Genomic DNA, 16,010 nt, shown 5'->3' on the forward strand with positions numbered 1-16,010 from the left:
AATACAAAAAGGCTGCTTCCCAACAAGTTAAACTTGCTGGAGAGCAGCCTTTCTGAAATCTATGATTTATTTTGCGAATTGTTTTGTCAATTGAATAGTTCTTTCGATGAGTGTAGCAGCTTCTGCGCGAGTTGTATTCCCTTTCGGTTTCAATGTTCCGTCTGGATAACCGTTAACGAGCCCATTGGTAATGGCCACAGCAAGTGCAGAACGTGCCCAACCGGATATTTCAGCTCCATCGGAGAAGCTGATATTACTATCTGAATCCGCGATCTGCGCTGCACGAACGACCATAGTCGCAATTTGCTCGCGGGTCACCAATTCATCTGGACCGAAGGTGTTATCACTATATCCATTCACAATGCCCAGACCTGCCGCAGTGGAAATTGCGTCTTGCGCCCAATGCGTCGCAGTATCCGCAAATCCTTTGTCAGAAGAGCCTTGCAGATGTAAAGCCTTAATGATAAGAGTGATAAATTCGGCTCTGGTAATTTTTTTATCCGGTCTGAAACTGTTGTCCAGATAACCCTGGATTACCCCGAGTTCAACCAAATCCATAATACTGCCGGAAGCCCAATGTCCTACGAGATCCGTGAAATTCTTGCTTCCTTCCGGAGTTGGCGTTATGGTCTTATCGGATACCAGAACAGCAAACTTGGTAAAATGATTAATGGTCCCCGATACCGTTCCATTCATTTGATCCACTTTCATATTATCGAGTGAAACCCACTTTTGGACTTGCTCATTGAACCAATACAATCCCACTATTGATTTGTCAAAGTCTACATTGTTCTTGTCAAATGGCAAAGTGACAGTTACCGGCTTGCTGAAATCCCCACTCTTGCTTGAAGTAATCTCATAGACATCCCCGAGCAGTTTCAATGTGGAATTGGTGAACAGACTCGCCGTTTGGCTTACTTTATTTACGGAAATGACGATACTGCTATCCGTCGATCCAGCTGGCACATTGATATTGACCCCGCCCAGGCTCAACAATCCACCATTCACAGTAATCGTTCCACTGTTGGCAGTGGTACCCGTTTGATCACCATTCGTTCCTCCAGTTGGAGTTGAAGGATTCGAAGGCGTTGGTGGAACGGAGGTGGATTCTCCGGCTCTAACAACAGTTACACTGTAAGTCTTGCTTGATCCATTACGTGCTTGCACCGTAATTGGAATTACATTTTTCCCAACGGACAGCCCGAACGATTGGTTTATTCCGTTTGGATAAGGTTCACCTTTGGCAGACAAGGCAGCCTGGCTATCCGTAGCCTTCGCCGTAATGTTGATGGAGTCTGTTGCTTGTTCAACATTCAGAGTATACGCCGTAATTGCAGGATTGAATGCTGGAGTCAAAGAACCTTGATCAACGGATATATCATCCAATGTGGAAACGTCAATCAGCTTCCCGTTTCGCATATCTTCCTTTACAAGCGCAAAATCCGCTGCGACCTGGTGGGAGTAATCCTCCGCTGCATTAAGAATAAAGTTCTGCAAATCATCCCAGATGGGTACGATATTCGTTACAAAACGTTCCTCAAAACGATAGTCCAACTCATCGGATACCTTGTCCAAGCGTGAACTTGCATAAGCATAAGCCTTGGCCGCATCGACCAAATACTGCTCCAGCTCTTGTTTGTTCTTAAATGGCTTATCTGTGTAATCACCTTTAAAAGGTGAGACTTCCTTGATCAGATATGAGCGATTCATTGCTTCAAGTACACCCAGATAAGAATCGGGATCAACTGAAGTTTTAAGATAAGCATCTTTCGATACATTGGCGTCCCGAGTCTGCTCTTTCACATCAAGCAGAATATCATCCGTATTGGCCTCACTTGCTCCTTCGATTAACACATTGTACCGTTCAACTCCAATGCTGCCAATTCCCTGATGAATACGGCGTACAATATCCTTGATCTTAAAATAGGCATCGAACTCATCGTCACTCAGGTTCGGGAAATTGCTTCTGACTTGTAATTTGTATGCTTCCCAAGCGGCTTGCAGGGAAGATTTCTCTGCATCTGTAGCGGATTCAAACTTATCGGAGTTGCCAGCAATGTTCAATTTCCCATCAAGTGCCCGCTTGCCGAGCAATTTTTGCAAAGCTTCCTCATAAGACACTTTGGAGACTTTGTCCATGACCTCTTTCGTATAAGCCGTTACATTGCTTTTGGTCAACTTGGTGTTCTTGGGGTTTTTCTCGCTATTAATCTCTATCAGCGTATCTTTATAGGTATTTAGAAAGGTTCGAGATACATCCCGGAAATCGGCGTCCTGCAGATTTGTAATCGCAGAGCTGTCTTTTTCGTATTTGACTACATAAACACTTGTAACAAAGCGAATCAGATCGTCATAAAAGCTGCCGATTCCGGAAGAATCCACATCGTTTAAGCTGAACACCATTTGGTTGGTACTATCGTTAAAAGTCCCCACATTCTGAATATGCGCGTCGCCTTGCGTGTACGTAAGAATGTCCTTCTCATTCCAGCCTGGAATTATCGAATTTGGAGAAGGAATAAGACCGTCTGCCAGATCCGCTTTGAATAAGGAATGTGTACCGCGCAGGAAGGTGTATTCGTTCGCTCCCATGGCATCACTTCCATATTTATATTCTTTGGTGGCAGGGTCATTAAAACCTGTATTGTCCGCTATGATGCTGTCTTCAACGGCATGTCTGCGATTCTCATCAGCCAGAAGTGGTTGACTGTACCGAAGCAGGGGGACGCCGATCATTTCCGAAGCCAGCCAGTCTGTATCCTGTACTGCCTCAGCCATTAACGTCACATTCAGCATGACGGAGTTCATGACAGCAGAAGTGGATGTACCCGAAATGGAGAGTGTAATTGTACGATCACTGCTTCGGCCCTCAGCCTTGATACTCCAGTCTCCCTCAGGAAGGCCCGTCACACTGTAAGCATTCGAGTCCAGTACTCCATCCACGGGAAGGCCGGCGCTAAGATTGAGTTGAATCGTGGTATTCAAGTTCTTCGCACCGTTCATTCGAATGTTGGACGATGAGGAGTCCAATGTGGCTACAATCTTATTGGAAGGTATGAACTGTGCCAATGTTACAGTATTGCTTCCTTGATACACCGTTAAGGATGAGACTGGTCTGTGTACTTGATCCCACGCACCAGGTTGAATCTCAAATGTCAGAAGGCTGTCTGAAACCACATTCCCGGTACCGTCTCCAGTTATGGTCACTTCGATCTGATCTCCGTTCGCATTGGCTTCAGCAGTGAATCCTGCCGGGAGGCCTAGTACACTGAAGTCATCGGATGACCATGGTCCCTGCTTAACCAAGCCTCCAAATGCATTTAACGTAATCTTGTTATGTACAGGATCAACACTCGAGGCAGATTGCATCTCTAACCTTTGATTACTTTCCAAAATGACATAGGCGGAAGTTGTGCTTGAATTGCGAGCCTTCGCCCCTTTGACCTTCTCGAAGTCATTTCCGTTATTCCGTGTGTCCCAGTTGTTTCCGCGATTCGGAAACGCAGCTGCAGTCGTGCTACTTTCTGGATTTAGCGGATCATACACCAAACGCTGCATGGTACTCTGCTTGCCCGCTTCCGGCGCCGGACTCCCCCAATAAGCGTCAGCACTATATCCAACAAAATCAATTACATGTTCCTGTAAAACATCTGCCGTTGGATCGTTTGCTGTCAACAGTTGTGTCGTATTTAACAAAACGAGTTTGCCACTGTTGTTGCCTAATTTAAATGAAGCTTCAGTGGCATCCGGCTGTGGAAGCTGCTCTCCGACGTTTCCGTTGCTGCCAAGCGCAATCAAATAATAACCATATGCCGGAATCTGGGCAGTCGTTGTCCCTAGCTGGGCTAACTTCCAATTATTCTTTTGGGTATCCGCAAATTGTATAGACCAGTCGCTCAGCGAAACAGGTTCTGCTGTCGGATTATATAGTTCTACAAAATCGTTGCCGTACACGTCGAGTACGTCGTCTTTTTTGCCTCCATAAAAATGGCTGATCACCACGTTTTTCGCTAAATTGCTGGTGTTAAGGTTTTCTGATGCTGCAGCATGGCCGATTCCTGCAAATGTCCAGAATGTTTGAATAACCATTACGGCCACAAGGATCGTTGCTACCCAGCGTTGATTGATATCTTTCAAGTTGTTAACCCCTCTCCCATGTAAAAGCTCAGGCTAGTATATCAACCCAATGTAAGAGGACAGTTAAACTAAAAAATCATATTATTAAAATTGTAAAATCCTTGAATATGTAAAAATCACAACAAATGTATACAGTGGATGATCTTTTAATAAAAGAAAATAAAAGAGCCGCGACTGCTCGCGGCCCCCAGGTTGCTGGATGCGGGAATCTGAATTCCTGCTATCCCTTAAGATACATTTCCATACCATTTATACGTCATGGCCGACTTGCCTGGAATAGTGACAACGAAGCTTTGGCTGCCCCATTGGATCTTCACATTTTTCGACGCACTGGAAGAGTTGTAGGCAACTACCACTTTGGAACCGTCCGGATTGCGGAAAGCCACATTTTTGACTTCAGATCCGGTGTTGCTGTCAATGCGGTATGCATTGGGTACTACAAATTTACTAAAGTGACCTAGCAAATAATATTGTTTGTGATATGTGACATTATTCTCAGGAGCATCATTACGGTTGTCCGAGTTACGGATTGTAATCATGCCTTTGTTCGTGTTGTTCGGTGAAAGCAATGCTGGACCGTCTTTTTGATCCAGGGCAGCGTTCCAGAGAATGATCGATTTGGACCAGTTTCTCGTAATATTAATGAACTCGTTCATCATATTATCGAAGCCTGAAGAGGTCCCATTCTGCGGATCATTCCAGTTGCCGAAACCACCCTCCGTGAACCAAATTTCCTTGTCCGGGTGACTGTTATTCATGGAGGTCATTGTCGATCCGTCCCCACTGTCATAATGGTGGAATGCGCTGCCGGATACGTAGCTACCCTTGCCTGCGTTCTTCAGATTCGTAATAACTTGGTTCGGGAAGTTCCAGTCCAGAAAGTTATGGTCGAATGCAATAATCTTCGTGTTAATTCCGGCATTGCGGAGTGTTGGTCCAAGATAATCGCCGATAAAGCCCGTCTGATCCTGTACATTCATACCCATGGAAGGATAATGGGAAGGCTCGTACATTGGCTCATTTTGCAACGTAACAGCATAGATGGGTACACCTTCAGCCTGGTAGGCTTCAATGTATTTTTTGAAATAGTTTGCATATGTGCCATAGTGTTCTGCTCTCAGTTTGCCGCCGTTCAGATTGTTGGAATATTTCATCCAGGCAGGCGCACTCCATGGGGAACCCATGACTTTGATATTGGGATTCTTAGCGATTGCCGCTTTGACCATGGGCAGTATGTAAGCCTTGTCCCGGTCGATCGTAAATTGGTTGAGAGAAGTATCATTTGGCGTATCGGCATAAGTGTAGGCGGCCCAGGCAAAATCAGAACTTCCGATCGGCTGTCTCAATAAGCTAAGTCCAATGCCTGTGGTGCCAAACAACCTCTCCATCACTTCCGCGCGCTTATTGTTATCCAGCTTGTAGTTCATGAGCCATGCGGAAGCATCCGTTAACGACACTCCAAAACCATCCATTTGCTGATACGTTTTGTTCTCATTTACCGTAATAGTAACATCAGCATTGCCTGAGTTGCTGCTGAAGTTTTTGGATGCAATCTTGGTGAGTCTCGCATCTGTTCTAAGCCCCACTGCCGGTTCGGAATTGGGGTCTGAAGTTGAAATCCATACCTCCACCTGTTCACCTGCTGCATGCGCAGTCTTGGGCATATATGAACCATATGAACCCGCCGTTACCAGAAAAGTGGACAGTAAAACTAACGCACTCTTTTTCCATATCTTCATCAACATATCTCCTTTAATTTGTTATTATTTGAACAGCCAAATATCAAATACCAGAAAATGAAATCGATTTCATTTTTAAAATCATAAAGTCCTTTTTCACTTTATTGCATACCTTAGTACTAACACCTCCTTTTTGAAGGGTATCGGAGAAAGATATAGATCAAAAAACTTGTAAGCGTTAACAAAGATATTTATACACTTTATTGGAAAAAATTTCAACAGTAAATTTTATTTTTTTATTTAAAATTGTAAAAAAACCTGAAAAGGACTGGATTTTACGCTCATTCTGCTCCTCATTTCCCCCTGATTGCCATCATATAATACATAAATGACGTACTCTGGAGGTATCCGCGCAATGAGCCATATACTGAGCACGATTGATGAGGAAATAAGTCGGATGACGACTTCATTACTTCAACAGCAGCGACAAGATGGTTCCTGGCATTTCTGTTTTGAGAACGGTACAGTAATTGATGCTTATGTCATCATTCTCTTTCGAATATTGGAAGTCCCAAATGAAGCGCTGATCCGGGAGTTGCATGATCGTATCCTTAACGAACAGCAAAAGGATGGATGCTGGAGATTGTACACCGATGAAGAGGATGGAAATTTATCCGCATCGGTTGAAGCCTATTACGCCCTTCTTTACTCCGGGTACAGCCAGAGCACGGACGAGCCAATTCAGCGGGCCAAACAGTATATTCAGTCCAAAGGAGGTATCGAAAAAGTTACCAGCATTTTGACCAAAGCCATACTTGCCGCCACCGGACAAATGAAATGGCCTTTATCCATCTCTATGATCCCCCTGGAGATACTCATGTTCCCTAACTATTTTCCCATCAACTATTTTGAATTTTCCGGTTATTCCAGAGTTCACCTCACTCCTATGCTCATTATGGCAGACTTGCGCTTCTCCATTACAGCAACCCATGCTCCCGATCTGTCTGATCTGACAGACTTACGGAATGTTGCTGATGAGTCAACTGCTCGTGGATATCAGGAAATGCAGAACAACATTCTAAGCGGGAGAAGCCGAATGCTCGGTAATCCTCGCCACATCCACAACACGGCAAGAACGAAGGCGGAACAGTTCATGATAGAACGGATTGAGTCTGATGGCACATTATACAGCTACGCCAGTAGTACAATTCTCATGATTTTTGCCCTATTGGCCCTAAAATACGATAAGCAGCATCCCTTGATTACAAAAGCCATAACCGGACTCACGGCAATGCAGTGCCGTTCTTCAGGAGGTAAAACAACGATTCAAAACTCTCCATCAACCGTATGGGATACGGCCTTAATCACCTACGCATTGCAGGAGGCTTCTCTTACCGATGACCATAAGTCTATTCAGCTCGCGGCCTCCTATTTGCTCTCCCGTCAGCAAAATAAAAGAGCCGACTGGAGCATCCATAATCCGAATACAGTCCCTGGAGGATGGGGATTTTCGGAGTCGAATACAATCAATCCAGACGTGGATGATACAACGGCAGCTTTACGGGCTATCCGAAGCATGTCCACTACTCTTCCAACGTTTCAGGAATCCTGGAATCGCGGACTGAATTGGGTTCTGTCCATGCAAAATAAAGATGGCGGTTGGCCGGCATTCGAAAAAAACACAAACAAGGAGATGCTCACCTGGCTTGCCATTGATGGTGCCAAATCCGCGGCTACAGACCCTTCAGAAGCTGACCTGACGGGACGTACCTTGGAGTACCTCGGTAACTTTGCCGGGCTTGACACCAGGCATGAATGGATCAATCGTGGAACGAAATGGCTTATTCGAAACCAGGAGAAAGATGGCTCGTGGTACGGAAGATGGGGCGTATGTTATATCTACGGTACCTGGGCAGCATTAACCGGTCTTATGGCAGTTGGGCTACCTGCAAACCATGATACAGTGCAAAAAGGAGTGCAGTGGCTCTTAAATATCCAGAACTCCGACGGTGGCTGGGGAGAATCCTGTCAGAGTGACCGACTCCTACACTATGTGCCATTAGGGGAGAGCACCCCTTCTCAGACCGCTTGGGCACTTGACACACTAATTGCAGTCCAATCCGAACCTACACCTGAGATGAATCAAGGCATTCTAAGGCTTATTGCATCAATGCACGAGAACGATTGGAGAACCACTTATCCAACAGGAGCTGGTCTGCCCGGGAATTTTTATTCCCATTATCACAGCTATACATATATTTGGCCTCTTCTCACATTAAGTCACTACAGAAGCAAATATGGGGCATCTTAAAAACTTGCTTTACGCGGCTATTTTTTAACATTTCAGATCCCGCTCAATGTTCACCCATACTTCATCAAATTAACCTAAGAAACAGGGAACTCTTAGAGCTCCCTGTTTTTGTTTGAAATCATTTATTGAATGATCAAATTAAAGCCATTTTGAATCTGATTCACATTAGGGTTCGCAATGTTGCTTGTTGTCAGATTATTGAATGTGGCAGAACCATTACCGGTATAGGTGTAAATTGCTGCACCTTTATGCGGCGTTGTGAACCTAGATGTCTCAATACCGTCCAGACCAGTACTATTAATGTTGATGTTATTAAACACAATGTTCTGGAAACCGCCGCCGTACCCGAATTGAATAGCACTGCGCTGGGTATTGAGAATGTCAATATTGGTAAACGTTACGTTCTTGATGGAATCGTTGGAAGCTTCAAGATCAATAGCTCCGCGTTCACCATTGTACAGATCTTTACTTGTGCCGCTGTTAATGATCGTTGTATCGGAGAACAGAATACCTGTGTTATTTTGGAAATGGTATCCAGGGAAAACAGTGTTCATCCGGATCGCCGAACCGCCAACCGTGTCAACAATCAGGTTGTTGGTTGCCTTATGTCCGCTGCCACCAAAGAATGCAATGCCTGCTGCGCGCCAGTTGTTCTCAATCGTGTTGAACGAGAATGTGTTGTTCACACCGGCAGGCGCACCATTCACGTTGCTGGTCCATACGGCCAGACCATCATCACCATTGTTGCGGACACTGCTGTTGCGTACAGTCGAATTGCTCGTGCCTTGGGCAAAGTTGACACCGTCAGCAAGGTTATTCCGAATACGACTGTTCTCGATCACTAGGCCATCGGCAATGATTGCAGGTGTATGGGCGTAATCCCCTACCCAGAAACCACATTCAAAGTGCTCGACCCATACGTTGCTAACCTTCGAATTTTTACCGAAATTGTCCATAAATCCTTTGTACACTGCATTCTCGTTATAGCGCGAACGTAGCATGGAGTTCATATAAATATTGCTGAAATCCAGCTTGCCCTGCACACGGAAAGAAATCCCGCCTGAGGCTGCATTAGGGTTGGTAAACTGAATGTTCGTATGCCAGATGCCTGCACCTACAACGGTGAGGTTGTTAATCATATTCGTCGGCGTACCAATTTTCCACATATTGCCCAGATGGAACGTGCCCTCAGGGATATATAGAGTCTTGCCTGTGGATACCGCGGATTGGACTGCCGCTTCAAATGCGGCAAGGTCATCGTTTCCATCATTTGCAATCGCGCCGAAATCGGTTACAGAGACGGAGTTGGCCGGACGCGGGATCACCGCCTGAACGGGTTCGATTTCGAGGAAATCCACACCGTATTCCAGGTTATCTCCATTGTTTTTTTGAATACGAATGGTGTCTCCAGCTTTTAGAGGTGTATCAAGTTTCCAGTGCACTTCATCAAAACGGAACAACGGACGTCCTGCACTTGGTGTATCCCCCGGGTGATCACTGGAGAAGTACTGCCAATTGTAGTAGGAGGTCAAAGGAACCGTTTTGGCCTTCGTCCCGTTAACGTAGACGTCAAGTGCGCCGTTAAGACCCATGCCATCTGTGGAATCCGGCATCGTGAATCGCATGGTTACACCTGCGCCTCCCTCCCCTTGTCTAACCGTCCATTGTGCATAGGAACCGTTGGAAGGAAGAGCGATATAGCGCTGGCCAGAGGCTTCCGAAGCCGTCAGAGCCTGATCAAAGGTTGGTGCGGATTTCAGTGTGGCACTGCCACCACGCGTAGCATCATCCGTATCATACCGGGTATAAGGCATGCTTGCACCACGGGCTGAATATACGTTCAAACCTGTTGTAACGACGTTATTCGTTTGTTTGACCGGAGCTTCATTGTTGTCCACTGCTACGGTAGTTGTCACATTGTAGTTACCGGTTGCAGCAGTCCAGGTACCTACATTGACATTGACCGAAGCTCCAGGTGCCAATGTACCAGTATAGGAACCACTATACGTCTGAAGTGTTGCCCCGGCAGCGTTCTTGAGAACTACTGTAACTCCATGTGCACCGCCTGCGGAGGCCATGTTGCCTTGATTTTTCAGATTAACCGTAAAAGTTACTGTGCTGTTTGCTGTAGGGGTTCCAGGACTCCAAGAGACCGTGCCTACCAGATCAGAACTTGTAATCGGTGCAACCACCAATGAAGAGGTGTGTGTGTAACTGTTGTTTCCTTCATTCTCTTCGATGATCTGGTTATTCTCATCTACCTTGGCACTGAGCGTATATGATGCAGCTGCTTTATTGCCAGCATTAAGCGAGACCGTTGTCGAAGCCCCTGCTTGCAAAGCAGTTACTGGGGAGGAACCCGCCAGTTCATTGTTTAGATAGAAGTTGACGCTAGAAGCTGGAGAAGCGGCAGAACCAATATTTTTGACGATGGCATTGAGGGTGACGGCATTATTCTCCACTGGAGACGATGGAGACCAGGACATGCCTGTAATCGTCAGATCAGGATTGGGTGCAGGTGTGCCGAATACCTGAAACTCAGCAATTTGCCCGGCAGGAGCGCCCGAGTTCGTGGTAGTGTTGAGTTGAAGACGTTTAACCGTTGCTGTAACGGGAATGGTCACCGTGTTACCGGAAGCCGGGTTAAATGTATATGATTGAGCGGAAACCAGATTGCTGAAGGTTGTTGTATCCTGGTTATGTCCAAGCACTTGAATGGTCTGTGTTCGGGTGCTCCAGACCGAATCCGGGTTGAGTTTAAGTACAATGGATGTAATCTTATGATTGGAGCCTAGATCCAACGTCAGTGAGCTTGGATTGCTGCCCCCTTCCCAGTACGAATTGATATTGTTATCGTTTGCATTCGCAGCTACGAAGGATAAAGTGCTGGATGATGCAGTAATCGACTTGCCGATGGCGATGTTGCTTCCCTCTGTAGGGATGATTGGGGGATCCACAGGATCGGGGCCAGGTAACGTTGGTCCCTCACTGCCTGGGCCGTAAATTTCAAATGTCGACAGTTGAGCTGCCGGCCACTCGGAATTGCCTGTTATGCTTAAGCGAACGTACCTTGTCTCCACAGCAGGAAAATCAATCTTAACCGAGTTCTCCCCATCTGATGGATTAAATACATATTCCGCAGAACCTACGATATCTGTGAACGATGAACCGTTCGTGCTGCCTTGCACGGTTATCGTTTGGGTTCTCTTTTCCCACACTGTCGGAAGCTTCAATACGATTTGGTCAATGTTGGTGTTGGTGCCAAGGTCCACTTGAATCCATTGGGGGAACTCACTATTAGTACTTTCCCAATAGGTTGCTTGGTTACTGTCAATCACATTGGTTGGACTGTATGTTTGGTTGTACCCGCTCGCGGTAACCTGTTTGCCCTGTGCCAGATCCGGTCTTTCGGCTGCTGATACAGGAGATGGAAATCCGACAGTCAGGAATACGTTCGAGATCAGCATCGTTAAAACGAGTGACCACACAATGTACTTGTTGCGCAAATTCAATTCCTCCTCATGTTATTAGCAAAATGGTTTTTCAAAGAAAAATGGACGGTTGATCTGCCTTATTCATTCGCTGCGCCGATCATCACCCCCTTATCAAAGTACAAGACAAAAAAATGGCAAACTCATACAACAACATGGACTTCACGACAGTAATTCGTGGACGCTACTTACTTTGAGGAGTTTCTCGGATACTGATTTGCTTTCCTGCTTGGATTTGCCATCTCTGGAATAGATTTAGTATAAACCGCTTTCATTCCTTCTTATCGGACCCCTAGAGACGGTATTCGGACTTCTGATGTTCCTTTTTGGATGTTTACGAGCAGCCTTAAGGCTTGCGATCAGGAAATACATCGTTATCCAGACTTTCCTGTGTGCATTTCGGACTTTTGAACCAAAAGAGGTAAATATTTATATTTTTTCAAGCAATGAATTTATACTATTTCTGTCCTGTTCGTTCTGGATCTGATGATCAGCATCTTTCAAACAACAAAAAGCACGCATTGATCCACCTATGGTCAATGCGTGCTTTTTGTTAAATTCATGCAGCGGGATACCTATTTTTGAAACACACGCCCTAGTTCAGGCCAAAGCCACAAACGAGCATGAAGCCTAGAATGGACAACACTATAGAGCCCAGTAATCCTGCCAAAAAAGGTTTCTTACCCAGACGACGGAAGGTTGCAATATCCACACCCAACCCCAATCCAGCCATGGCCATCGCGAGCAGCATATAGGACAGAACCAGAAGTCCCGAGATCAACTCTTGCGGAATAATACCCAGCGTGTTTAAACCACTCATAGCCAGAAACCCGAAAATGAACCAGGGTACTGGCAATTCACGCCAAGAGATTCCTTTAGATGATTTTTGCTCTCCCTCACGCGCCTGTCGTCCACTCCACAAACCGATGATCAGCGCAATGGGCACCAACATGGCGACCCTGGTTAGCTTTACGATGACTGCCATATCAGTTGCCGCTTGCCCTCCAGGTGCAGCTCCAGCAATGACGTGTGCCACTTCATGCAGCGTAGCCCCTGTGAATAGGCCATATTCATTCGCACTTAAACCCAACACAGGGTATAACAATGTATATGCAAGGGTGAAGATTGTGCCCAATATCGCCACCGTAGCCGCTCCTACTGCTGTTTCTTCGTCTTTGGCCTTGATCTGTGGCGCAATCGCGACCACTGCCGCTGCACCGCAGATGGCTGTACCACAAGCAGTCAACAGCCCTATTCGTTTGTCGATCTTTAACCACTTGCTCAGCACGTAAACAACAAAAATCGTAACAACAACATTGATTGCCGCTAGCGCAACGACTTTGTAGCCTGCATGAACAATATCCATAAGGTTCAGCTTCAAACCCAGCAGGATGATGCCGAACCGCAGCAATCGCTTTCCCGAAAAGGATATCCCTGATTGCGCGGTCAACGGAACGCCACGCACCGCCCGGTACAAGATGCCAAGCAGAATTGCAATAACGAGTTGTCCCATGATATTTAAGAGCGGCAGATAACCCAGCAGCTTGGCTATCAACGAGAGCAGTAAAGTCAGTCCGATCCCCTGCAGAAATCCCCTGTTCCTAACACCTTTTATGTTTTTAACGAATCTCAATTGTGTCTGTAAAATCATAGCTCTACACTTCCTTATCGGATAAAGTATATCCTTACTATAGAAGCAGACAGGAAGGAAGTGAAATATGAATCTGCGATTTTAACCATTAGAAAAACTTATGATTAATTAGGTATCTTGTGCTAAAATGAGCTCAATAGGCTTATAACTATAAAAACACATTATTTAAATGAGGAATTCTAATGATAACTGATGCATTAAAAGTCTTCGTTACCGTTGCGGAACAAAGCCATTTCTCCAAGGCCGCAGAACTGCTGAACCTGTCCCAACCCGGGGTGAGCCTGCACATTAAAAATCTGGAAAATGAGCTGGGAGCCAAGCTGCTGCATCGTTCGCCAAAGCATGTTTCCCTGACTGAAGCGGGGGCAATCCTCTACAAACATGCCAAAGTCATTCAGGCCCGCTACGATGAAGCGCGGCAGGAGATTCAAATGCTGCGGGATGAGGTGACCGGAAGCATTCAGATCGGAGCCAGCTTCACGATCGGTGAATATATTTTGCCTAAGAAGTTGGCAGAATTCGCAGCACAGTATCCGCAGGTCAACATTCAGGTTACGATTGGCAATACCCAGGAGATTCTGTCTGCGGTTAGGGGAAACCAACTGGATATCGGATTTGTGGAGGGTGAGGCACAAGCCTCGTCAGACCTTGACGTTATCCCTTACATGAAGGATGAGATGATTGTTGTAGCCCCTTCCGGCCATCCTCTCTCCGGTTCGGTCGTGGTAGAGCAGAATATGCTTCAGGATCAGGTCTGGGTTCTTCGTGAGTTGGGTTCGGGAACACGCGCGTTTAGCGATCATTTTATGGAACAGACTGCGATTCGTCCCAAACGCTCCTATGTCTTCACCAGCAGTCAGGGTGTGAAGGAAGCTGTTGCTGCGGGACTCGGAATTGCAATGGTATCCAGATGGATTGTTCATAAGGAGCTGGCCACCGGGGAAGTTGAAGAACTGCGAATCAGACAGCTGCATCTGGAGCGCAATTTCTCCATCGTTCGCCTCAACGAATATTCACATTCCATGGCGCTTGATGTTTTCTTGCAAAAGCTTCTTTTCGTCAAAAAAGAGGGTTGAAGGCTATTCGCCTTCAACCCTCTTTCGAACTACACAAGCAGATACATTCTTGCTTCATAAGGACGAAGTGCGTTCTCTGAAACAACGTCCGAATAGTTACTAATTAATAAACGTTTATCCCCTGCAAATTCGCTTGGAAGCTGGAATGGAACAACTTTGCCATAGAAGTTGCACAGGACTAGCAGTTTGGTATCACCAAGTGTCCGTGTGTAAGCGAAAAGGTTGGGGTCTTCCGGATACAACAGTTCATAATCCCCATAAATGATCACTTCATGCTCTTTTCGCAGCTGAATCAGTGTTTTATAGTAATGGTAAATGGAATCCGGATCATGTATAGATTCTTCCGCATTAATCTCCGTGTAATTCGGATTTACCAAAATCCATGGTTTGCCTTCGGTAAAACCCGCATTTTCGGAAGCGTCCCACTGCATCGGCGTACGTGCGTTATCACGGCCCTTTGCATAAATGGATTCCATCACTTCTTCCTCAGGATACCCATTCTCGACCCGTTCCTTATACAGATTTAGCAGCTCAATATCACGGTATTCTTCAATAGGGTAACGTACATTCGTCATACCTAACTCTTCACCCTGATACACATATGGCGTACCTTGCATGCCATGAAGAAGAGTCGCCAGCATTTTGGCAGACTGTACACGATATTCCCCGTCATTTCCCCAACGAGACACGATCCGCGGAAGGTCATGGTTATTCCAGAACAAGCTGTTCCAGGCTTCGCCCTTTAGCTCAGTCTGCCATTTGGACAACACTTTCTTTAATTGAAGCAGATCCAGCGGCTGGAGATCCCACTTTCCTTTTCCCTCCTGCTCATCCAGACTAATATGTTCAAATTGGAAGACCATGGATAGTTCACTGCCGTCAGGGTTGCTATAAAGCTTGGCACTCTCAGGCGTTGCCCCCCAGGTTTCTCCGACAGTTAGCAGGTCACCCTTTTGGAATGTCTCTTTACTGAGTTCACGCATATATTGGTGCAGATTTGGCCCATTGCCTGTAATTTTGAGGTCAGGCTGCTTGCCAATCAGATCGATAACATCAAGACGGAAACCACCTACGCCTTTATCCATCCACCATTGAATCATATCGTATATTTCCTGCCGTACCTTGGGGTTCTCCCAGTTCAGATCCGGTTGTTTAACAGAGAAAAGATGCAGGTAATACTGTCCCAACTCGGGAACCCATTCCCAGGCCGATCCACCAAATGTTGAACCTAAATCGTTGGGAGGTGTTCCTTCCACACCATCTCTCCACACGTAATAATCGTGGTACGGATTATCCTTGCTTTTCCGGGCTTCCTTGAACCAGGGGTGTTCGTCTGAGGAGTGGTTAAGCACCAGATCCATAATAATTCGGATGTCCCGCTTGCCTGCCTCCTGAATCAGCAATTCCATATCTTCAAGCGAACCAAACATCGGATCGATATCCTGGTAATCCGAAATGTCATACCCGTTGTCATCTTGCGGGGACTTGCACACTGGTGACAGCCAGATCGCACCGATGCCAAGATTCTTCAAATAATCGAGTCGGGATAAAATACCTTTCAGATCGCCGATGCCATCACCATTGCTATCTTGAAAGCTGCGGGGATAAATTTGATACACGACAACTTCTTTCCACCATTTTTGATTTCCCATAACGCACCACCTTTCT

General features: G+C 46.0%; 7 protein-coding genes. 2 read left to right on the forward strand and 5 right to left on the reverse strand.

Translation table 11 applies throughout. The features are described from left to right. Positions 1–66 precede the first annotated feature (66 nt). A complete protein-coding gene (locus DC345_RS21840; protein WP_113054895.1) occupies positions 67–4,134 on the reverse strand; it encodes an S-layer homology domain-containing protein in 4,068 nt (1,355 codons plus the stop codon). A 227-nt stretch (positions 4,135–4,361) separates the two neighbouring features. Beyond that, on the reverse strand, positions 4,362–5,873 hold the full coding sequence (locus tag DC345_RS21845) for a glycoside hydrolase family 30 protein (RefSeq protein ID WP_113054896.1): 1,512 nt from the start codon (positions 5,871–5,873) through the stop codon (positions 4,362–4,364). A gap of 355 nt (positions 5,874–6,228) precedes the next feature. Between DC345_RS21845 and shc the strand changes: the two genes are divergently transcribed. After that, entirely contained in the window at positions 6,229–8,124 is a 1,896-nt protein-coding gene (shc, locus tag DC345_RS21850) for a squalene--hopene cyclase (protein ID WP_113054897.1), read from the forward strand. 122 nt (positions 8,125–8,246) lie between these two features. Here shc and DC345_RS21855 read toward each other — a convergent pair whose 3' ends face one another. Continuing rightward, positions 8,247–11,630, reverse strand: a complete 3,384-nt coding sequence (locus DC345_RS21855) for a discoidin domain-containing protein (protein WP_113054898.1) — start codon at positions 11,628–11,630, stop codon at positions 8,247–8,249. A 580-nt stretch (positions 11,631–12,210) separates the two neighbouring features. After that, entirely contained in the window at positions 12,211–13,266 is a 1,056-nt protein-coding gene (locus DC345_RS21860) for a YeiH family protein (RefSeq protein WP_113054899.1), read from the reverse strand. 182 nt (positions 13,267–13,448) lie between these two features. Here DC345_RS21860 and DC345_RS21865 point away from each other — a divergent pair, with 182 nt between their 5' ends. Beyond that, positions 13,449–14,342 carry a LysR substrate-binding domain-containing protein gene (locus tag DC345_RS21865; protein ID WP_113054900.1) on the forward strand — a complete coding sequence of 298 codons (894 nt, stop codon included), beginning with the start codon at positions 13,449–13,451 and terminating at the stop codon, positions 14,340–14,342. A 29-nt stretch (positions 14,343–14,371) separates the two neighbouring features. Here DC345_RS21865 and DC345_RS21870 read toward each other — a convergent pair whose 3' ends face one another. Continuing rightward, positions 14,372–15,994 (reverse strand): glycoside hydrolase family 13 protein, encoded by a 1,623-nt coding sequence (locus DC345_RS21870; protein ID WP_113054901.1) that lies wholly within the window; start codon positions 15,992–15,994, stop codon positions 14,372–14,374. Positions 15,995–16,010: the final 16 nt, after the last annotated feature.

Origin of the sequence: Paenibacillus taichungensis (assembly GCF_003287275.1) — a bacterium.
In the GTDB taxonomy this organism is placed as follows: domain Bacteria; phylum Bacillota; class Bacilli; order Paenibacillales; family Paenibacillaceae; genus Paenibacillus; species Paenibacillus taichungensis_A.

Excerpts from the sequence above, each read along its gene's own strand:
- DC345_RS21845 (WP_113054896.1), bottom strand. The coding sequence starts at position 5,873 with ATGAAGATATGGAAAAAGAGTGCGTTAGTTTTACTGTCCACTTTTCTG.
- shc (WP_113054897.1), top strand. The coding sequence starts at position 6,229 with ATGAGCCATATACTGAGCACGATTGATGAGGAAATAAGTCGGATGACG.
- DC345_RS21860 (WP_113054899.1), bottom strand. The coding sequence starts at position 13,266 with ATGATTTTACAGACACAATTGAGATTCGTTAAAAACATAAAAGGTGTT.
- DC345_RS21865 (WP_113054900.1), top strand. The coding sequence starts at position 13,449 with ATGATAACTGATGCATTAAAAGTCTTCGTTACCGTTGCGGAACAAAGC.
- DC345_RS21870 (WP_113054901.1), bottom strand. The coding sequence starts at position 15,994 with ATGGGAAATCAAAAATGGTGGAAAGAAGTTGTCGTGTATCAAATTTAT.